The 18503-nt window shown below is 66.6% G+C and carries 19 protein-coding genes; 4 read left to right on the plus strand and 15 right to left on the minus strand.

The features are described 5' to 3' along the window. Positions 1-59 precede the first annotated feature (59 nt). Both glnH and HWX09_RS05770 read right to left on the minus strand, forming a co-directional pair. Positions 60-812 (minus strand): glutamine ABC transporter substrate-binding protein GlnH, encoded by a 753-nt coding sequence (gene glnH, locus HWX09_RS05765; RefSeq protein WP_027782755.1) that lies wholly within the window; start codon positions 810-812, stop codon positions 60-62. A 372-nt stretch (positions 813-1184) separates the two neighbouring features. Beyond that, a complete protein-coding gene (locus HWX09_RS05770) occupies positions 1185-1556 on the minus strand; it encodes an MAPEG family protein (protein ID WP_027782754.1) in 372 nt (123 codons plus the stop codon). 304 nt (positions 1557-1860) lie between these two features. Between HWX09_RS05770 and alr the strand changes: the two genes are divergently transcribed. After that, entirely contained in the window at positions 1861-2982 is a 1122-nt protein-coding gene (gene alr, locus HWX09_RS05775) for an alanine racemase (RefSeq protein ID WP_027782753.1), read from the plus strand. A 157-nt stretch (positions 2983-3139) separates the two neighbouring features. Here the strand turns inward: alr and HWX09_RS05780 are convergent, their stop codons facing one another. From HWX09_RS05780 to HWX09_RS05815, 8 genes are all read right to left on the minus strand, one after another. Then, positions 3140-3934 carry an enoyl-CoA hydratase gene (locus HWX09_RS05780; RefSeq protein WP_027782752.1) on the minus strand — a complete coding sequence of 265 codons (795 nt, stop codon included), beginning with the start codon at positions 3932-3934 and terminating at the stop codon, positions 3140-3142. Positions 3935-4048: 114 nt separating this feature from the next. After that, a complete protein-coding gene (locus HWX09_RS05785; protein ID WP_027782751.1) occupies positions 4049-4999 on the minus strand; it encodes a hypothetical protein in 951 nt (316 codons plus the stop codon). Between the two features lie 148 nt (positions 5000-5147). Further along, entirely contained in the window at positions 5148-5600 is a 453-nt protein-coding gene (locus HWX09_RS05790) for a DUF3592 domain-containing protein (protein WP_027782750.1), read from the minus strand. 209 nt (positions 5601-5809) lie between these two features. Continuing rightward, positions 5810-6175 (minus strand): response regulator, encoded by a 366-nt coding sequence (locus HWX09_RS05795; RefSeq protein ID WP_006486240.1) that lies wholly within the window; start codon positions 6173-6175, stop codon positions 5810-5812. A gap of 36 nt (positions 6176-6211) precedes the next feature. Next, positions 6212-7171, minus strand: a complete 960-nt coding sequence (locus HWX09_RS05800) for a chemotaxis protein CheX (protein ID WP_027782749.1) — start codon at positions 7169-7171, stop codon at positions 6212-6214. Positions 7172-7193: 22 nt separating this feature from the next. Next, a complete protein-coding gene (locus HWX09_RS05805; protein WP_027782748.1) occupies positions 7194-7775 on the minus strand; it encodes a hypothetical protein in 582 nt (193 codons plus the stop codon). Continuing rightward, positions 7772-8500: a methyl-accepting chemotaxis protein gene (locus HWX09_RS05810; RefSeq protein ID WP_034185365.1), complete on the minus strand. Its 729-nt coding sequence runs from the start codon at positions 8498-8500 to the stop codon at positions 7772-7774. The genes HWX09_RS05805 and HWX09_RS05810 overlap by 4 nt, the downstream gene beginning before the upstream one ends. 22 nt (positions 8501-8522) lie before the next feature. Further along, the gene (locus HWX09_RS05815) at positions 8523-10910 is read right to left on the minus strand and encodes an MCP four helix bundle domain-containing protein (RefSeq protein ID WP_027782746.1); all 2388 of its coding nucleotides are present in this window, start codon (positions 10908-10910) and stop codon (positions 8523-8525) included. Between the two features lie 57 nt (positions 10911-10967). Between HWX09_RS05815 and HWX09_RS05820 the strand changes: the two genes are divergently transcribed. After that, entirely contained in the window at positions 10968-11195 is a 228-nt protein-coding gene (locus HWX09_RS05820; RefSeq protein WP_080681244.1) for a hypothetical protein, read from the plus strand. 116 nt (positions 11196-11311) lie between these two features. Here the strand turns inward: HWX09_RS05820 and HWX09_RS05825 are convergent, their stop codons facing one another. Together HWX09_RS05825 and vapB are read right to left on the minus strand one after the other, a co-directional pair. Then, a complete protein-coding gene (locus HWX09_RS05825; RefSeq protein ID WP_027782745.1) occupies positions 11312-11719 on the minus strand; it encodes a type II toxin-antitoxin system VapC family toxin in 408 nt (135 codons plus the stop codon). Continuing rightward, positions 11716-11958: a type II toxin-antitoxin system VapB family antitoxin gene (gene vapB / locus HWX09_RS05830; protein WP_027782744.1), complete on the minus strand. Its 243-nt coding sequence runs from the start codon at positions 11956-11958 to the stop codon at positions 11716-11718. Before vapB ends, HWX09_RS05825 begins: the two co-directional genes overlap by 4 nt. 259 nt (positions 11959-12217) lie before the next feature. On the opposite strand from vapB, the gene HWX09_RS05835 reads away from it, so the two are divergent. Further along, complete coding sequence (locus tag HWX09_RS05835) at positions 12218-12901, plus strand: phospholipase (protein ID WP_027782743.1); 684 nt, start codon at positions 12218-12220, stop codon at positions 12899-12901. Between the two features lie 74 nt (positions 12902-12975). Here HWX09_RS05835 and HWX09_RS05840 read toward each other — a convergent pair whose 3' ends face one another. Then, positions 12976-14481: an amino acid permease gene (locus HWX09_RS05840; RefSeq protein WP_027782742.1), complete on the minus strand. Its 1506-nt coding sequence runs from the start codon at positions 14479-14481 to the stop codon at positions 12976-12978. Positions 14482-14594: 113 nt separating this feature from the next. Beyond that, positions 14595-16001: an aspartate ammonia-lyase gene (gene aspA, locus HWX09_RS05845; RefSeq protein ID WP_027782741.1), complete on the minus strand. Its 1407-nt coding sequence runs from the start codon at positions 15999-16001 to the stop codon at positions 14595-14597. A 141-nt stretch (positions 16002-16142) separates the two neighbouring features. Between aspA and HWX09_RS05850 the strand changes: the two genes are divergently transcribed. Next, positions 16143-17117, plus strand: coding sequence for a LysR family transcriptional regulator (locus HWX09_RS05850; protein ID WP_027782740.1), 975 nt, complete (start codon positions 16143-16145; stop codon positions 17115-17117). A gap of 58 nt (positions 17118-17175) precedes the next feature. Here HWX09_RS05850 and HWX09_RS05855 read toward each other — a convergent pair whose 3' ends face one another. Further along, a complete protein-coding gene (locus HWX09_RS05855) occupies positions 17176-18237 on the minus strand; it encodes an asparaginase (RefSeq protein WP_027782739.1) in 1062 nt (353 codons plus the stop codon). Between the last annotated feature and the right edge of the window lie 266 nt (positions 18238-18503).

The raw sequence follows: 18503 nt of genomic DNA on the forward strand, positions 1-18503 counted from the left end.
TCCCCGTTCGATTCAAGACCCGCGCGGCCCCGAGGCCGCGCGCTGTTGCGCCGTCACGCTCACATCTTCGGCGGCTCGGCGCCGAACCACTTCTTGTAGATCTGCGCGTAGCGGCCGTCGGCCTTGATCTTCACGAGCGACGCGTTGACCTTCGGCACGAGCGCGCTGCCCTTCGGGAAGCCGATCCCGTACTTGTCGCCGCTGACCGGCTGGCCCGCGACCTTCACCTTGCCCTTGCCTTCGTTGTTCACGAAGAACAGCACGTTCGGCGTGTCGTGCATTGCCGCGTCGACGCGGCCGGCTTCGAGCGCGAGGTAAGCCTGGTCGATGTTCGGGAACTGGCGGACCTCCTTCGGCTTCAGGTGCGCCTTGATCCAGTCGATCGTCGCGGTGCCCGTCTTCGCGGCGATCACCTTGCCGTTCAGGTCGTCGATCGACTTGATCGACGTATTGCCCGTTTGCACCATCGCGGCGAGCCCGCTGTCGTAATACGGCGCGGAAAAGTCGATCGCCTTCTTGCGCTCTTCCTTGATCGTCATCCCCGACAGCGCGACGTCGATGTTCTGCGTCTGCAGCGCCGGGATCAGGCCCGCGAAATCCATCGGCTGGATCGTGTATTTCCAGCCCTGGTCCTTCGCGATCTCGGCCCACAGGTCGAGATCGAAGCCGACGTACTTGTCGCCCTGCTTGAACTCGAACGGCATGAACGACGTATCGGTCCCGACGACGAGCGTCCTGGTGTCCGCGTGCGCGAGGCTGGCGCCGAGCGCGGCGACGACCGCGACGGCTTTCAGGAAGGAACGGCGACTCATGGTTTCTCTCCGCATGATTGAGCGATGTAACCGGCCGACGGGCCGGCGGAACGACGACATCAAGCCGCACCGCAACATGCGATGTTGAATTAGACCTTAGTGCAACAAGTGTTGTCAATGGCGATACTACGACAACAAAAAAGTCCGCAACAGATAATTGGATCGAGACAAACCCGGCCTCGCAGCGCGGATAGATCGGAAGAAAACGGGAGGACGGCGGCGCAGAACGCCCCGCCGGATCGCACCGCGCCGATGGGGGTGGCACGGAGAGAGAAGAGGTTGCGCCCGCATCGAACGACAGTCGGGCACGGGACACGGGCGGCGCCTGACGGGCCGGCGTGCATGGCCGGCCTCGCGTCACCGGTCGGCCGCTTACGGCGTCGCGAAGAACAGCGCGACGACGCACGCCATCCCGCCGAACCACACGAGCGAACGCAGCGACGCCCAGTTCAGCAGGTACATCAGCGCATAGACGATGCGGATCGCGACGAACGCGATCGCGAGCTGGTCGACGCGATGCACGTTCGCGCCGTTGTGCCACGCCACCACCAGTGCGGCCGTGAACAGCGCGAGCGCTTCCCACGCATTCTGATGCGCGGCCTGGGCGCGTGCGCGCCAGCCTTCGAGCTTCGCCAGGTACGCGCGCGGCGTGCGGTTGTCGTAACCCTTGCGAGCCTTGGCGAGAAACGTCATCGGGAACGGCAACAGCGCCACGATGAACAGGCACAGCTGGGACGTCGTCATCAAAAGTCTCCTCCGTTATGATTACATTGATCAATGACAAGATCGCCGAGAGCTTAGCATCGTGCCGTGCCGTTCGCGCACCGGTTTTCTAGACGGGAGACTCGGCCGCGCAGGCTGCGGAGGACGTCGCCCGGCTCGCAACGACGCCAAAATTTCCACCAAATCATCGACAAATACGTTAATTAAAACTGGTCGAACACCAATAAGATAGCGCTCGACACTGGCTTGACGCGCGATCGCGCCAAGCCTGCCGTTTCCCCGCGCGCCGCCGTGCGCCGAACGACATCCGACCCGAGCCCTTGCCATGCCCCGTCCCATCGTCGCCCATATCCGCCCTGACGCCGTCCGCCACAACCTCGACTTCATCCGCCGCACCGCCGCGCAATCGCGCGTATGGGCCGTGATCAAGGCCAACGCGTACGGCCACGGCATCGAACGGATTTTCCCGGGCCTCGCGGCCGCCGACGGCATCGCGCTGCTCGATCTCGACGAAGCCGTGCGCGTGCGCGAGCTCGGCTGGGACAAGCCCGTGCTGCTGCTCGAAGGGATCTTCGAGCCGGCCGACGTCGAGCTGGCCGATCGCCATCGGCTGACGGTCGCCGTGCACTGCGACGAACAGCTCGACCTGCTGATCGCCGCGAAGCCGCAGCAGCCGATCGACATCCAGCTCAAGATGAATTCCGGCATGAACCGGCTCGGCTACCGGCCGGCCGCGTTCCGCGCCGCATGGGAACGCGCGGCGGGCGCGCCGTCGATCGGCAAGATCACGCTGATGATGCATTTCGCGAACGCCGACGAAGGCGAGGTCGACTGGCAGCTCGAGCAATTCGACGCGACCACGGCTGGGATTCCGGGCGAGCGCTCGGTATCGAATTCGGCGGCCGTGCTGTGGCATCCGCGCGCGCACCGCGATTGGGTGCGGCCCGGCACGATCCTGTACGGCGCTTCGCCGACGGGCGCGTCGCGCCATATCGCCGACACGCCGCTGACGGCCGCGATGACGCTGACCAGCAAGATCATCGGCGTCCAGACGCTCGCGCCCGACGAAACGGTCGGCTACGGCCGCCGCTTCACCGCCGACCGGCCGATGCGGATCGGCGTCGTCGCGTGCGGCTACGCGGACGGCTATCCGCGCCACGCGCCGACCGGCACGCCGATCGCGGTGGACGGCGTGATGACGCGCGTCATCGGCCGCGTGTCGATGGACATGCTGACCGTCGACCTGACGCCGTGTCCGAACGCAGGCATCGGCGCGAGCGTCGAGCTGTGGGGCGACCAGGTGAAGGTGGACGATGTCGCGGAAGCCAGCGGTACGATCGGCTACGAGCTGATGTGCGCGCTCGCGCGCCGCGTGCCGGTCGTGATCGTGCCGCCCGGCGCGTCGAGCCTGCAGCCGGCGCTGCGGACGGGCAGCTACGGGCGCTGATCGACGTTGATGCGGCGCTGCCGCGTCGCCATGCATGCCGCGTCACTTGCGGGCCGCCTCGGGCGGCCCGTTCGCATTCCGGCGGACGGGAAACGCGCGCCGGCGAAAACGCGTTACGGCCCTTCCGGGTCGTTCCCTGCCCGCTTCCGCCGACGCATCACGAACGCCACGTCGGCTTGCGCTTCTCGAGGAACGCGTCGATGCCCTCGCCCGCATCCTCTTCCATCATGTTGCGCGCCATCACGTCGCCCGCATACGCGTAGGCTTCGTCGAGCGGCAACTCGCGCTGGCGGTAGAACATCTGCTTGCCGACCCGCACCGCGGCCGGGCTCTTCGCGACGATCTCCGCGACCTTGCGCGCGACGGCCGCATCGAGCGCGTCCTCGGGCACGGCTTCGTTGACGAGCCCCCATGCGGCGGCCGTCGCCGCATCGACGAAGCGCCCGGTCATCAGCATGTCGAACGCGCGCTTGGCCGCGACGTTGCGGCTCAGCGCGACGGCCGGCGTCGAGCAGAACAGCCCGACGTTGATGCCCGACACCGCGAAGCGCGCGGTATCGGCCGCGATCGCGAGGTCGCACGCGGCGACGAGCTGGCAGCCCGCCGCCGTCGCGATGCCGTGCACACGCGCGATCACCGGCACCGGCAACGCGCGCATCGCGAGCATCACGCGGCTGCACTGCGCGAACAGCGTGCGGTAGTAGTCGAGTTCGGGCTTGCCGCGCATCTGCCGCAAGTCGTGGCCGGCGCAGAACGCCTTGCCTTTGGCGGCCAGCACGACGCAGCGCACGTGCGGATCTGCGGCAAGCGTATCGAACGCATCGTGCAGGGCCGAGAGCATCGCTTCGGACAACGCGTTGAACTGCTGCGGGCGGTTCAGGCGCAGCGTGACGACGCCGTCGTGGGTGTCGCGCAGCAAAACGGGTTCCGGTGATGCGGGATTCGAATCCATGATGGGTCTACCAGATTGACGGGATCGCGATGCGCTCGCGGTTCAATATAGTCCATTCCTGGCACGAACGGCGATCGTGACCGCATGCACCCGCCCATCGACGATCACGCCGCTTCAGCGCGGCTGATACTCGCCATCGCTCGCCGACCAGCGAAACGTCCGACGCCATTTGCCGCCGCGAGCGCGCAACTGCAGGTCGTGGAATCCGTCCGTCGAGGTCGACAGCACGTTCAGCGCATTGCTGCCTTCCGTGATGTCGTGATCCCGCGTGCCGTTGCGATGCCAATCGCCAGCGATATCCCGGTAGAACATCATCGGCTGCGCGAACACGACGCGCAGCGTCTTGCCGTCGACATGGAACAGGTACAGCGCCTCGAACGACGCGCCACCGCCCGCATAGCCGATCGACCAGCCCGCCCGCACCCCGAACGCGGCATCGCCCGCACGCAGCGCATACGGCGCGAGATCGAACCGCGACCACCGCTCGGGCCGTAACGCGACATCGCGCCGCTGCTTCGTCTGCTCGATGTAGTCGGGACTGTCGAGATTCGTGTTGCTCCAGTCGATCGCCTGTTCGAGCGGCTGTTCGGTACGCGCGACGAGGCGCGGCACGCCCTCCGGACCGCGCTCGAACACGCCTAGCCAGACCAGCGCTTTCTGCTCATCGGCATCAGCGTGGCTCTCGAAGCCTTCACAATCAGTGGGCGCACGGAATCGCAGCACCTCGCGCGCAATCTCGTCGGTCGGTGCGACGCAAACGATCGCGACGAACGCACCAGGGCGCTGCGGCCACGGTTTCGCGCCGACCAGCACGACACGCGCAAGCGGCTGGCCAGGGGCAAGCTGCGCCACCAGCCCCTCCTTCGTGAAGCCGGGCGGCAGGTGCACGCCGAAACCGTCCGCTTCCGCGCCGCTCATGTCGCGTGCATATGCGGCGCGTGTTTCGGGCGAACTGAGCTTCCCGGGCAATTGGTCGAGCGAATGCGCGGTGCCGGCCGCGTGCGCGGGGCAGCCCGCGAATGCAGCGCCGATCGCGATGAGCCAAGGCATTAAGCGAATTGTCATGCTGGAATGTCCTGTGAAGTAACGAGGCAACATACTGCGACGCCGCACATGCAATCGTGTGCGTGACCACCGGATCGGCCCGCAGTGTCACGCGAGTTCCATGATGTTCTGCTTTCCGGATTCGACAAGTTCAGTGTGCAGCAGACGGTCACTTCCGCTTGCGCCCGCTGCGCCACACACGCACGCCCGACCGCAATTGACCGACGCCGACGAGGAGAAACGCCGCTCCCATCGCGCCGAAAGTCAGCACGCCGCCCCAGATCGCACCGAACGTATCGATCCGCGCGGTCATCCTCGGCGCGTCCGGCGCATAGCGCACCTCCACCGCCGCGCCGTCCTGCACGCTGACGTCGCCGCCCTGCGGATATTCGACCTGCTCGCCCGCGAGCGTCGTAAACGCGATCTCCGGATGATGCGGGCCTGCATTCAGCTTGACGACCTTCCCCGGCACGACGACCGACGTTCGCAGGAACGCAAGCGTCGACTGCGCGTTCAGCGCGACGCCGATCAGCATGCACGTGCCCACGAGGGTAAAAACGACGCCCTTCGCGACCAGCATTCCGGTGTGCTGCGCAGCGGCTCGCCCGGATTCGGATGTCATCGGTTTCGTTCCGTTTCTGATGTTCGTCAATGCCGGGCGTGCGGTGCATGATGCACAGCCACGCCGCCCTCGGCATCCGGCAGGATACGAACATCCCGGCGCGCTGTAAATTGCGCACGCAACCGGCCCCGGCCACGAGGCGGCCGCGCAACCCGAACCGCAGCGTTGAACGCGGGCTCTCCGTCAAGCCCACTACCACCCGCCGCGCGTCACCCCGCCAGCTTCTTCAGCGCATCAAGCACCGCATCGCCCTTGAACGGCTTCACGATCCAGCCCTTCACGCCGGCGGCCTTGCCGCGCTCCTTCATCGCCGGGCTGCTTTCGGTCGTCAGCATCACGACGTTGACCGCCGTATTCGCCAGCTCGCCGCGAATCTTCTCGACCATCGTCAGGCCGTCCATGTTCGGCATGTTCACGTCGCTGATCACGAGGCGCACGCCGGGTGTCGCCTTGAGCTTCGCGAGCCCGTCCTTGCCGTCGACGGCCGTCGCGACGTCGAGCCCGTGATTGCGCAGAAAGCCGGCCACTTCGTCGCGCACCGTGCCCGAATCGTCGACCACCAGAATCTTTGCCATGTCGTATTCCCCTTTCTTCGTTGCTGACTTCAACATTCAAAACAGTTCGAGTTCGCCCGATTCGACCATCGGCCCGACGTCCTGCACCGATTCGCGGAAGTCCTCCGGCGACCAGCTCAGGCTGAACACGAAACGCTGATCGAGACAGACCGAGCGTCCCGATGCCGGATCGGTCATCCGGTACTTGAAACAGAGCTGCGGGCAATCGCCGCCGAACGAGATGAACTTCTGCTTGTGATTGACGACGAGCGGCACCTGCACCGGATGGCGCGCCAGCGCCTCGGCGTCGCCGAGATAGCGGTTCTTGAATGCTCCCCACACGAGGTTGGTCAGCTCGCCGAGCACGCTGTTCACGTCGCGGAAATCCGGCGCGCGGCCGCCGTCGCGCGTGCGGCCGAGCATGTCGAGCAGCGGCTGCTCGCTCGTCTGCAACAGCATGTAGCCGCGGCACCACGCGCTTTCGAGCGCGATCAGGCTGAACACCTCGCCGAAGATGATCTGGTCGCGGACGATGCACGGCGTGTCGTGCTCGATCGCCATGCCCGGGAACAGGCTGTCGATGCGCGCCTCGGTGATCTCCGAGATACCGCGCACGAACGCGTTCGGGTAGTCACGGCCGAACAGGTATTCGTCGATCGCGCGCTCGAGCGGCGTCATGTCGTCGGCGACGTAGGCCGCGCACGCGACACGGGCGAGCGCATCGGGCAGCCCGTCGCGCGACGCGAGCGATTCGCGGCGCAGGATGATCGGCAACTCGGGCCGCAGCGCGTCGATCTGCGTCGCGATGATCGCGCTCTCGGCCGGCGAACCGCCGTAATCCTCGGCCAGCAGGATCGCGCCGAGATCGATGTTCGAGCGCAGCACCTTCAGCAGCCGGCTGCGCCGCACGGTCAGGCCGACCAGGTTGTGCTCGTCGCAGAAACGCTTGATCGCGTCGGCATGCACGCGGCTGTCGTCGAGCACGAGCACCTTGCTGACGGGTTGGTCTTCGGTCATCTGATGGATTCCTGATGGTCGGTCAGAACAGTTCGAGCTCGCCGCCGGTTTCCGCCGTGGCCCCTTCCGGCACATGGAAATCGACGGGCGCGTTCGCGCACACGCACAGCGTCGCGCCGACCCGCACGTCGCCGTCGAGCGTCAGGTCGTACGCGGCCACGTAATCAGGCGCGAGCACGCGCATGTAGTCGATGCTCGCGCCGCTCAGCAGATAAGGTGTCGACATCCCGAGATCGGGAAACGGCACGGTCAGCGCCTGGTTGATCGCGCCGCAACACAGGTTCGCGACTTCCATGAACGCTTCAGTCAGCGGCCGCTGGCTGCTCGTGGCCGCCGTCGTGCCTGCGAAATGGCGACGTGTCGCGTCGTCGTCGCTGAAGCGCAGCGCGAGCAGCAGACGAAAATGCAGCGCCGAAATCGTCAGCACAACGACATGCTCGGGTACTGTCGGTTTCGATCGCGACTTCGCATGTGCGCGATCGGGCGCGTCGTGCTCGTGTTCGGCGGCCGGCCGGATGTCGCACGCGCCGCCGGCTGCGAGCCGCGTGCGCGCGGCATCGAAAAAGATCCGCTCGAAACCGGCCCTCGCCTGCGCGCTGATCACGCGCCCTCTCCTTCGATTCGCGCGTGCAGTTGCCCGGCCAGCGTCTCGACGGTCGCGAGCGCGGCCGTGATCATCTTGCCGCCGGCCTGGATGTCCTGGAACGTCGCGGCCGTCACGAGATCGTTGCGGTTCAGGCTGTCGCGATAGCTGTTCGACAATTGCTGCGAGCGCGCGGCCAGCCCGCGCACCTCGCTCGCGACGATCGAGAAGCCGCGCCCGGCCGTGCCCGCGCGCGCGGCCTCGATCGACGCGTTCAGCGACACGATCGACACGTGCGCGACGATCGCCGACAGTTCCTGGTTCTTCGAGCGCATGTCCTGGTTCTGCGTGGTCAGCGAGATCATCTGCTCGTGCCAGCGCTCGAACGTGCCGGCGAGCCCGCGCAGGCGCGCGGCTTCGTCGGCGATCTTCATCGCGTGCTGCGCGAGCGCCGCGCGGTCGGCCGACAGCGTCTGCAACGCATCGCGCTGCGCGCCGTTCGCGGATGCTTCGCGCGTCAGCGCCTCCTCGAGCTGCGCCTCGCGTTGCGCCCATGCGTCGGCCGCTTCCGCATGCGCCGACGCCGTTTCCTCGGCGCGTGCGCGGGCTGCGTCGAGCGCATCGCGCAACGCGTCGGCCTCGCGCGCCAGCGCCGCGACGAGCCGCCTGCGCGTCACGCGCAACACGACCGCGGCCGCCGCCGCGACGACCGCGCCGCCCGCCAGCGCGGCGGCCATCTGAATCATCCACGCCTGCACGATCACGCCGTCACTCCGCTGCGCCGATATCCGCGCTGCGCGCCCGCTGCGCGTGCCCGGCGCCATGCGCGGCACCGTCCGCCGCGAAGCGCGCCGGCAGCGACACGATCGTCTCGAACGCGCGATACGGCGCGCCGACGCGATCGTCGGTGAAGCGCAGCGCGATATCGCCGCCGTCGCGCTTCAGGAAATTGCGCACCGCGTCCATGCCGACGCCGCGCCCGGATACCTCGGTCACCGCCTGCGCGGTCGAGAAGCCCGGCCGGAAGATCAGTTCCGCGACATCCTCGTCGGACAGCGCCGCTTCGTTGTCGGCATCGATCCAGCCGCGCTCGCGCGCGATGCCGCGAATCCGGTCGAGCGCGAGGCCGCGGCCGTCGTCGCCGAGCACGAACCACAGCTCGCCGCCGCCCACGCCGACCGCGATGTCGATCGTGCCGGACGCCGGTTTTCCGGCTGCCCGCCGCGCGTCGGACGATTCGATCCCGTGGTCGATCGAATTGCGCAGCAGGTGCATGAATACGTTCTTCAGCGTCGCGACGATCTCGGTGCGCACACGCAGGCCGTGGCTGTCGATATGCACGACGGGCGCCGGTTTGCCGAGCTCGGCCGCGAGCGACGGCAGCGACTCGACCACGCCGCCGAGCGCCTCGCCGATGCCTTGGGTGCCGAGCTGGCTCAGCATGCGCCGCACCGCATCGCGCGCCGCGTGCCAGTCGGACGCGTTCGCCGGATCGGCGCCGTCGAGTACGCGCAAGCTCTCGCTGATGTGCGCGCGCTCGACCATCAGGAAATCGGCGCCGCTTTGCGCCGGCTCGCTGCCGCGGCCGAGCGTGACCGCGTTGATCGTCGCGTAGTGGTCGACGGCTTCGCGCACGCGCGCCAGGTCGTCCATCAGCGCGTCGCGGTTCCATTCGGGGCCGCTGTCCGCGCGCCGCAGCGATTCGTACGCCTGCTCCGCTTCGTGGACGATGTTCGTCAGGTGCTGGAGGCTGTAGGTGCGCGCATTGCCCTTGATCGTGTGCATGTTGCGGAACAGCGCCGCGACGATCGAGTGATCGACGCGCTCGTGCTGGCGGATCATCCGCTCGTTCTCGCTGAGGAAGCCCTTCGCGCTGTGCACGAAGTCGTGGAACTTGTCCTGGCTGATCGACAGGATCTCGCCGATCATCTCGAGGCGCCGTTGCTGCTCGCCGGCCTGCGCGGTCAGCTCGCGGATCTCGGTCACGTCGCGCACGCACAGCATCAGGCGCACCACCGTGTCGGTCTCGTCGGTGATCGCCGACCAGCTCAGGTCGAGCCATTTCTCGCGGCCGTCCGGCATCCGCTTCGCGACTTCGTTGACGAGCAGGTGCTCGTTGAACGCGAAGTTCATGCTGTCTTCGCCCAGGCACGCGTGCACGGCCGCATCGACCTGCGAACGCGCGTCGGCGCCGATCGCCGAATCGTCGAAGACGAGCGCCATCAGCTCGCGGCCGGCGATGTCGTTCGTCTCGAAGATGGTTTCGAGGTACGCCGAATACTCCGCATGCACGACGCCGCCTTCGACGACGGTCAGGATGCCCTGCTGCATGTTCTGCAGCATCGCCTGGATGTCGGCCGTCTTCTGCTTCAGTTGCGCGGCGTTCTCCTGGATCTTCTCGATCATCCCGTTGAACGCGACGATCGAATGGCCGATTTCGTCCATCCGGCCCACCGGCACGCGGCGCGTGAAATCCTGGCTCGTCGCGATCTCGCTCATCGCCGTCTGCATCCCGATCAGCGGGCGCGTGATCTGGCGATACAGCACGAAGCCGAGCGCGGTCAGCAGCACGATCACCGTGCCGGCGACGGCCGCGATCGCGGTCGCCGTGGTCGCGAGCATCCCGTTCAACGCGCCGATCGCGTCGTCCTTCTGGCGGTTCTTCTCGACGCGCAGCGTGTCGACGATGCTTTCGAGTTCGTCGCGATACTGCGCGACGTTCGCGAACAGGTAGGCCTGCGCCATCTCGGCCTTGCCGTCCGCCTTCATCTTCACGGTGTCGTCGATCGCCGCGAAGTAATTGGCGGCGCTGTCCTTCGCCTGCGTGACGAGCCCTTCCTGCGCGCGGCCGACCGCCGATTTCGCCTGCGCGTCGAGTGCGGCGCGCAATGCGGCCTGCTTCGCCTTCAGCTCGTCGCGCGCCTGCGCGGCGGTATTCGCGTCGGGCGCGTAGACGAGCGTCATCGTCGCGATCTGGATGTTCTTCACATCGGCGACGAGATCCGCCGACGCGAGCGCGCTCGGCACGATTCCCTGGGTGACCTGACGCACCTCGGATGCGCTCTTGCGCGTCTGGTACACGGCATAGATGCCAATCGCGGACAGCGCGAAGAACGTCAGGACGACTAGCAGCGTAATGCGATGACGGATGGTCATGAGTACAGCTCCCCGCAGCGATCCGGCTTCGATCGCCCTTTGGTCTAATGAAAGAATATGAGCGGCGAATTATCGGGGATGGTGTATGACTGTCCGATGACCGAAAATCAATCGTTCATTGAGGAAATTGAAATGAATAATTGCGAGGGGAAAAACCTAAAGTTTTTCGCGGACTTGCCGTTAACTTCGCGCCGCCATACCCGGTATGGCCGCAGCACTCGACGCATCGCCGGAATGGCGGATATTCATCGTTTTATTCATGCTCCGCAAAATCCGTTTTATTGAATGCCGGTAAAACGTTTGCGCATTATCGGCGAGCCGGTTCGTTTTGGTATTTTTTAATAGTCGATGCGGCGTTCGCCCGGCAGGTTCGTGGATGTCGCCGCTGCATGATCCGCCGTTCAGCCTTCGCTCGGTTCGGTGAGCCAGTCTTCGAATTGCAGCCGCGGAACACGCGCGAATTCGCGGGCGTTGTGCGTGACGAGCACCAGGTGCCGGGCGCGTGCCTGCCCCGCGATCAACGCGTCGTAAGGGTCGATCGGTGTGCCGGCCGCGATCAGATGCGCACGAATTTCACCCGCATGCTGTGCATCCTCGGTGTCGAACGGCACGACCTCGAATTGAAGCGCGTCGACACGCGCGACGTTCGCTGCCGCTCGCTGGCTCTTGTACGCGCCGTAATAAAGCTCATGCGCGACGATCGCCGGGATCCCGAAATCGGCCGGCTGCCAGGCATGCAGACGGGCCAGCATTGCCGGCTCGCCCTTGAGCATGGCGATCACCGCGTTGGTGTCCAGCAGGAACTTCATTCGAACACATCCAGGCCCGAGCGCTCCTGAGCGGACGGCTGCGTGGTCGCGGCAGCCTCGAAGTCGGCATCGACCGGGCCGATCAGCGGCGTCAGCCATGCCCAGTCCTGCGGCACCGGTTCCAGAATGACGGACGCCCCATGGCGGCGAATGCGCACCTCGGCCGTATCGAAGCGGAAATCCTTCGGCAGCCGGACCGCCTGCGAGCCGCCATGCTTGAAGATCTTTGCCGTATCCATCGTCGCGCCCTTACGTATCTACAAAACGTATCTATTTTATCAACTGCACGCGAGAATGACGAGTCGTCCGATCGGCCTGCTGTCGAGGAATTGTCGGGGTGTCCGGCCCATACCTGGCCGCGTGACGTCGCGATCCGTTCCCGCAACGAACCGCAGCCCCGATTCGTTCCCATGAGGAAATAATCAATCCCTTCGCGGCGATTCCCCTCCCGATCCGCCCGCTCTAGACTGTCGCATCGTTCCCTTTCGGACCCACGCAATGACCGACGCCCTGCCGCTGACCACCGATCCCGATTCCGGCCTTCGATATCTGCCGCGTCCGGCCACCGGCCGCCCGGCCGGCCGCCTCTTGCTGCTGCACGGCGTCGGCGGCAACGAAACCAACCTGCTGAACGTGGCCGACGCCATCGATCCGCGCATCGAAATCGCGTTCCTGCGCGGCCCGCTCACGTTCGGGCCCAATCAGCATGCATGGTTTCCGGTGCGTTTCGGCCCGAACGGCCCTGAAATCGATGCGGCGCGTGCCGATGAGAGCCGCGTGCAACTGATCACGCTGCTGCACTCACTCCGCGCGCGGGATGGCGCGCCCCCCGCGTTGGCGACCGTGATCGCCGGCTTCAGCCAGGGCGGCATCATGAGCGCGAGCGTCGGCCTCACGTCGCCGGGCGACGTGAGCGCGTTCGCCGTGCTGTGCGGCCGCATCCTCCCGGAAATCGATCCGCTGATCGCGCCGCGCGATGCGCTACGGCCGCTTCACGCGCTGATTGTGCATGGCCGCTTCGACGACAAGCTGCCCGTCGCGTGGGCGGACAAGGCCGATGCGAAACTCACGGCGCTCGGCGTCGCGCACGACACGCGGCGGTATGCGGCAGGACACGAGCTGACCGCGGAGATGGCCGGCGATTTCGGCCGTTGGGTCGCCGAGCGCGTCGGCTTGAGCTGAACGGGAACCGAACTTGAACCGAACGCACCGCAGGCGCCGGCCCGCAAACGGACCGGCGCCTGAGACGCACGGCATTACACGTTCTGCGCAGGCTCGGCAACGGCACGCGCGGATGCGGACATCGCCGCCGCCTGCTCGCGCACGGCCCCGCGCTTCGCCAGCTTCCAGCCGATTACAAGCGCGAGCACGACGACCGGAATCATCGCGACGGTCCACGTGCCGCCCGGATAATCGAACGCCATCAGCACCAGCACGGTGACCAGAAACCCGAGCGTGAGCCACGACGTGAAAGGCGCGCCGGGCATCCGGAACGACACCGGGCTCAGTTCGCCGCGATTGACCGCGCGGCGGAACAGGATCTGGCACATCACGATGAAGCCCCAGGTCGTGATGATTCCGAGCGACGCCATGTTCAGCACGATCTCGAACGCCTGCGCCGGCACGATGTAGTTCAGCGGCACGCCGATCGCATTGACCGCGACCGTGACGAGGATTCCGCCGTAAGGCACGCCGCGCGCGTTCATCCGCGACACGAAGCGCGGCGCCGAGCCGCCCATCGCGAGCGAGCGCAGCACGCGCCCGGTCGAATAGAGGCCGGAATTCAGGCTCGACAGCGCGGCGGTCAGCACCACGACGTTCATCACCGTGCCGACGTACGGCACACCGAGCTTGCTGAAGAACGTCACGAACGGGCTTTCGTGCGCGCTGTACGCGGTCCACGGCAGCAGCATCGTCAGCAGCACGACCGAGCCGACGTAGAACAGCGCGATACGCCACATCACGCTGTTGATCGCCTTCGGCAACACCTTGCGCGCATCGGCGGTCTCGCCCGCGGCGACGCCGACGAGCTCGATGCTCGCGTAGGCGAACACGACGCCCTGCACGATCAGCACGGCCGGCAGGATCCCGTGCGGGAAGATCCCGCCGTGATCCGCGACGAGATGCAGCCCCGGCATCTGGCCCGCGACCGGGTGTCCGCTCGCGAGAAAGACTGCGCCGACCGCGAGGAACAGCGCGAGCGTCCCCACCTTGACGATCGAGAACCAGAACTCCATCTCGCCGAACACCTTCACGCCGATCATGTTCATCACCGACACGATCCCCAGCGCGCCGAGCGCGAACACCCATTGCGGCACGTCGGTGAACACGGCCCAGTACTTCATGTAGATCGCGACCGCGGTGATGTCGACGATGCCGGTCGTCGCCCAGTTCAGGTAGTACATCCACCCGGCGACGAACGACGCGCGCTCGCCCATGAACTCCCGTGCGTACGACACGAAGCTGCCGCTGGTCGGCCGGTGCATCACGAGCTCGCCGAGCGCGCGCATGATCAGGAACGCGAACATGCCGCACACGAGATACACGAGCGCCAGCGCGGGCCCCGCACTCTGCAGGCGGCCGCCCGCACCGAGGAACAGGCCGGTGCCGATCGCGCCGCCCATCGCGATCATCTGCACGTGGCGCGGCTTCAACTTCTGCTCGTAGCCGGCTTCGTGCGACGCGAACATCGCATCCCGGTCGGCATGACGGGAATCCGCGCCGCCGGCCATCTCGGCCGGGCGCTCGCTGGCGTGCTTCATGGTGTGTCTCCGTTTCTTGATGTATCGCGCCCGTCGAGGGCGCTGCGGGGAATCTGCGGGGAACAGCCGCGCGCGGGCCGCCGGCGGCATGGGCCGGCGCCGCACGGCCGGAATCAGTACGCGCGCGGCCGGATCAGCGCTTCGGGGTGCAGTGCCTCGTCCAGTTGCGCGTCGGTCATCAACTGGTGATCCAGCACGACTTCGCGGATCGACTTGCCGCTCTCGTGCGCTTCGGCGGCCACGGCGGTCGCGCGCTTGTAGCCGATGTACGGATTCAGCGCGGTGGCGAGCGCGACCGAGCGCTCCATCGTCTCGCGCAGCCGCTCCGGATTCGCGGTGATGCCGCTCACGCATCGCTGCGCGAGCGTCGTGCAGGCGGCCGTCAGGTGGCTGAAGCTGCGGAACAGCGCGCTCGCGATCACCGGTTCGAACGCGTTGAGCTGAAGCTGGCCGGCCTCGGCCGCGAAGGTGATGGTCAGGTCGTTGCCGAACACCTCGAACGCGACCTGGTTGACGACTTCCGGGATCACCGGATTCACCTTGCCCGGCATGATCGACGAGCCGGCCTGCACCGGCGGCAGGTTGATCTCGCCGAAGCCCGCGCGCGGGCCGCTCGACAGCAGCCGCAGGTCGTTGCAGATCTTCGACAGCTTGACGGCGATCCGCTTGAGCACGCCCGACACCTGGACGAACGCGCCGCAATCCTGCGTCGCCTCGATCAGGTTCGGCGCGGTGCTCAGGTCGAGCCCGGTGATACGGCGCAGCGCGGCCAGCGCCTTCTCCGCGTACTGCGGATGTGCGGTGATGCCCGTGCCGATCGCGGTCGCGCCGAGATTGATCTCGCGAATCAGCCAGCCGGCCTCCTGCAGCCGCGCGATGTCTTCCGTCAGCATGACCGCGTAGGTCGAGAATTCCTGGCCGAGCGTCATCGGCACCGCGTCCTGCAATTGCGTGCGGCCGAGCTTCAGCAAGCCGGCGAACGCGTCGGCCCGCTCCGCGAACGCATCGCGCAGTCGCGCCATCGCTTCGAGCAGATGTTCGACCGCGAAGCACGTCGCGATCCGGATCGCGGTCGGATAGACGTCGTTGGTGCTCTGCGCGAGATTGACGTGCTCGTTCGGGTGCAGGTACTCGTACTGTCCGCGCGCGTGTCCCATGATTTCGAGCGCGCGGTTGCAGATCACCTCGTTCGCGTTCATGTTGGTCGACGTGCCGGCGCCGCCCTGGATGACGTCGACGACGAACTGGTCGTGCAGCCGCCCTTCGCGGATCTCGACGCATGCGGCGGCGATCGCATCGCGGTACGGCCGCGGCAGCAGCCCGAGTTCGCAATTGGCGTCGGCCGCCGCTTCCTTCACGGATGCGAGCGCCATCACGAGATACGGCAGCGACGCAATGGTGCGGCCGGAAATATCGAAATTCTCTTTCGCGCGCAGCGTGTGGACGCCGTAATAGGCGGCATCCGGAATACTTCGTTTGCCTAAAAGATCCGCTTCGACGCGGAAGCCGTTTTCGGTCATCGTGCCCTCCTGGATGTCTCGTGCCGCTCGTCGTTCGCCGCTTGCCGACGCGACGGGTTCGCATTCTATGCCTTTGCAAAAACAAGCTCCCTTCTGTATTATCGAAAGCGGTTTTGCGTGGGACGCAACAGCGAGAATTGAATGAAAAAAGGCGCGAGAGAAACCGGCATCGATCATCTGGGCGCGATGCGCGCGTTCGTGCGCGTGGTCGAAACGGGGAGTTTTTCGGCGGTCGCGAAGGAGATGCATGTGTCGACGTCGACCGTCGCGCGCAAGGTGACGGCGATCGAGGAGGCGCTCGGGGTCGCGCTGCTGCACCGCTCGACGCACAGCGTGACGCTCACCGAAGCCGGTCATATCTATCTGGAGCGCGCGGTCACGCTGATCGCCGATCTCGACGACACGCTGCGCGTCGTCGCCGAGCTGAACGCGCAGCCGAGCGGCCCGCTGAAGCTCACGGCGCCGGTCGCGTTCGGCCGCCGTCATCTCGCGCCGCTGATCGCGCCGTTTCTGGCGCGCTATCCGACGATCCAGCTCGACGTGCGGCTCACCGACAACCACAACGATCTCGTGGCCGGCGGCTTCGACCTCGACATCCACGAAGGCGAGAACTACCTGGACAACCTGGTCGTTCACCGGCTGTCGCGCAACGACAGCATCCTGTGCGCGACGCCCGGCTACCTGGACCGCTGCGGGCGCCCGGCGACGCCGGACGACCTGACGCGCCACAACTGCCTGCGCTACGTGCACCCGGAAGGCGATCCGCGCTGGGCTCTCGTGAACGGCGACACGCAGCACAGCGTGCTGCCGGCAGGCAATCTCGTCACCGACCATTCGGAGCTGCTGCTGGAAGCGACCTGCTCGGGGCTCGGCATCGCGGAATTCGAGATCTGGCTGGTGCGCGACCTGCTCGCGAGCGGCCAGCTCGAAGCCGTGCTGCCGCGCTACCGGCTGCAGAACCGGCTGACCGGCGAATTCATCTACATCGCGTATCTGGCGAACCGGCGCAGCTCGGCGAAGCTGCGCGTGCTGAAGGATTTTCTCGCGGAGCACCTCGCGCAGATCGGCGAGCTGTCGGATCGGGAACTGGCGAAGATTCGCGACACTCGCGCATAGCGCGCGCCGATGCGAGGCCCGGCATCGCGGGCCGGCGGTATCGGCGCGGCGGGCGCGTTCAGGCCGCCTGCAATTCGAACGGGAAGGTGGCGTGCCCGAACTCGACGCCCTGCGTGTTGAGCATCGGCGGCCGATGGAAACCGGCCAGTTGCGCCCGCTGCTCGGCCGTGCCGATCCGCAGCCGCTCGAGGATTTCGCTGACGACCATGTAGAGCACGTCGAGATTGCCGTCCTCGATCTTCACCGAGATGCCGAGCGCACCATCCGCGCCGAGTTGCCGCGTGCGTTCCGACGCGCGCACGCCGATCCCGTAGCACGCATCCGCGCCGAGCTTGCCAACCACCTGCCCGCCGAACGCGTTCATCAGCACCGTGCAATAGCGCCCGTCGCCCGCGACCAGTTCCGGATAGGCGGTCATCGCGCGGTGAATGCGCGCCAGTGCACGCACGCGATCGGTGAGCGCGCCGCCAGCTTCCGCCGCGTCCGCGCCGTCGGCCAGCGACGCGTACAGGCGCGCCAGCCGATCCAGCGAAAACGCCGGCGTCGGCAGGTTGCAGCCGTCGATGCCCCATTCGACTTCGTCGTCGCGCAGGCCGCACGCGTCGGCCACCACCTGCTTCACGCGCACCTGCATCGGATGGTCGGGCAGATGGTAATCGGCGATCGCGGCGCCGATCGCCTGCGCGCCCGCCAGCATCCCGACATGCTTGCCCGAACAGTTGCTGCATACGCCGGTCGGCGTGTAGTCGCGCTTGATCCACGACCGGTACACCGCGTCGGACAACGGCGGATGGCCGCCGCAGCGCAAATCCGATTCGCGCGCGGCGACCTTCTCGAGCATCGCGCGCGTGCGTTCGATGTGACGATCCTCGCTGCTGTGCGACGCGCACATCAGCGCGATGTCCGCGTCGTCGAAGCCAAAGCGTTCCGGCGCGCCCGTCTCGATCACCGACAGCGCCTGGGCCGGCTTGGCCGCCGACCGCGCGAGCGTCATCCGGAACGGATCGCCGAACCGGGCCAGCAGCCGGCCGCGTGCGTCGACTACCGCCACATGGGCGACGTGCGTGTTCTCGATCGCTTTGCCGCGGTACGTGACGACCGCTGCGCGTGGGGTGTCCATCCTCTTCTGTCTCCTTGCTCCGGGGCCTGATGCCGGGGCCCGTCCAACCGGTACGGCAGTGTAGCGAGTCGTCGCCGCCGCGCGTCGGCCCTGGCATGGAAAGCGGTGTTGCACACAATGCAAAGCCGGTCGCCCCCACGAAAGCCCGACCGATTTAGTACAAAAACCATTCAATCGTTTACATATTTGACACCAATCCGTAGAATTGCGGACGCAAACGCGAATCATACGCATTTACATTGACGTTTTCCGATGTGCCGGGCGTG

Origin of the sequence: Burkholderia sp. BCC1208, from assembly GCF_902833095.1 — a bacterium.
Taxonomy (GTDB): domain Bacteria; phylum Pseudomonadota; class Gammaproteobacteria; order Burkholderiales; family Burkholderiaceae; genus Burkholderia.

Excerpts from the sequence above, each read along its gene's own strand:
- glnH (WP_027782755.1), bottom strand. The coding sequence starts at position 812 with ATGAGTCGCCGTTCCTTCCTGAAAGCCGTCGCGGTCGTCGCCGCGCTC.
- HWX09_RS05770 (WP_027782754.1), bottom strand. The coding sequence starts at position 1,556 with ATGACGACGTCCCAGCTGTGCCTGTTCATCGTGGCGCTGTTGCCGTTC.
- alr (WP_027782753.1), top strand. The coding sequence starts at position 1,861 with ATGCCCCGTCCCATCGTCGCCCATATCCGCCCTGACGCCGTCCGCCAC.
- HWX09_RS05780 (WP_027782752.1), bottom strand. The coding sequence starts at position 3,934 with ATGGATTCGAATCCCGCATCACCGGAACCCGTTTTGCTGCGCGACACC.
- HWX09_RS05785 (WP_027782751.1), bottom strand. The coding sequence starts at position 4,999 with ATGACAATTCGCTTAATGCCTTGGCTCATCGCGATCGGCGCTGCATTC.
- HWX09_RS05790 (WP_027782750.1), bottom strand. The coding sequence starts at position 5,600 with ATGACATCCGAATCCGGGCGAGCCGCTGCGCAGCACACCGGAATGCTG.
- HWX09_RS05795 (WP_006486240.1), bottom strand. The coding sequence starts at position 6,175 with ATGGCAAAGATTCTGGTGGTCGACGATTCGGGCACGGTGCGCGACGAA.
- HWX09_RS05800 (WP_027782749.1), bottom strand. The coding sequence starts at position 7,171 with ATGACCGAAGACCAACCCGTCAGCAAGGTGCTCGTGCTCGACGACAGC.
- HWX09_RS05810 (WP_034185365.1), bottom strand. The coding sequence starts at position 8,500 with ATGATTCAGATGGCCGCCGCGCTGGCGGGCGGCGCGGTCGTCGCGGCG.
- HWX09_RS05815 (WP_027782746.1), bottom strand. The coding sequence starts at position 10,910 with ATGACCATCCGTCATCGCATTACGCTGCTAGTCGTCCTGACGTTCTTC.
- HWX09_RS05820 (WP_080681244.1), top strand. The coding sequence starts at position 10,968 with ATGAGCGGCGAATTATCGGGGATGGTGTATGACTGTCCGATGACCGAA.
- HWX09_RS05825 (WP_027782745.1), bottom strand. The coding sequence starts at position 11,719 with ATGAAGTTCCTGCTGGACACCAACGCGGTGATCGCCATGCTCAAGGGC.
- vapB (WP_027782744.1), bottom strand. The coding sequence starts at position 11,958 with ATGGATACGGCAAAGATCTTCAAGCATGGCGGCTCGCAGGCGGTCCGG.
- HWX09_RS05835 (WP_027782743.1), top strand. The coding sequence starts at position 12,218 with ATGACCGACGCCCTGCCGCTGACCACCGATCCCGATTCCGGCCTTCGA.
- HWX09_RS05840 (WP_027782742.1), bottom strand. The coding sequence starts at position 14,481 with ATGAAGCACGCCAGCGAGCGCCCGGCCGAGATGGCCGGCGGCGCGGAT.
- aspA (WP_027782741.1), bottom strand. The coding sequence starts at position 16,001 with ATGACCGAAAACGGCTTCCGCGTCGAAGCGGATCTTTTAGGCAAACGA.
- HWX09_RS05850 (WP_027782740.1), top strand. The coding sequence starts at position 16,143 with ATGAAAAAAGGCGCGAGAGAAACCGGCATCGATCATCTGGGCGCGATG.
- HWX09_RS05855 (WP_027782739.1), bottom strand. The coding sequence starts at position 18,237 with ATGGACACCCCACGCGCAGCGGTCGTCACGTACCGCGGCAAAGCGATC.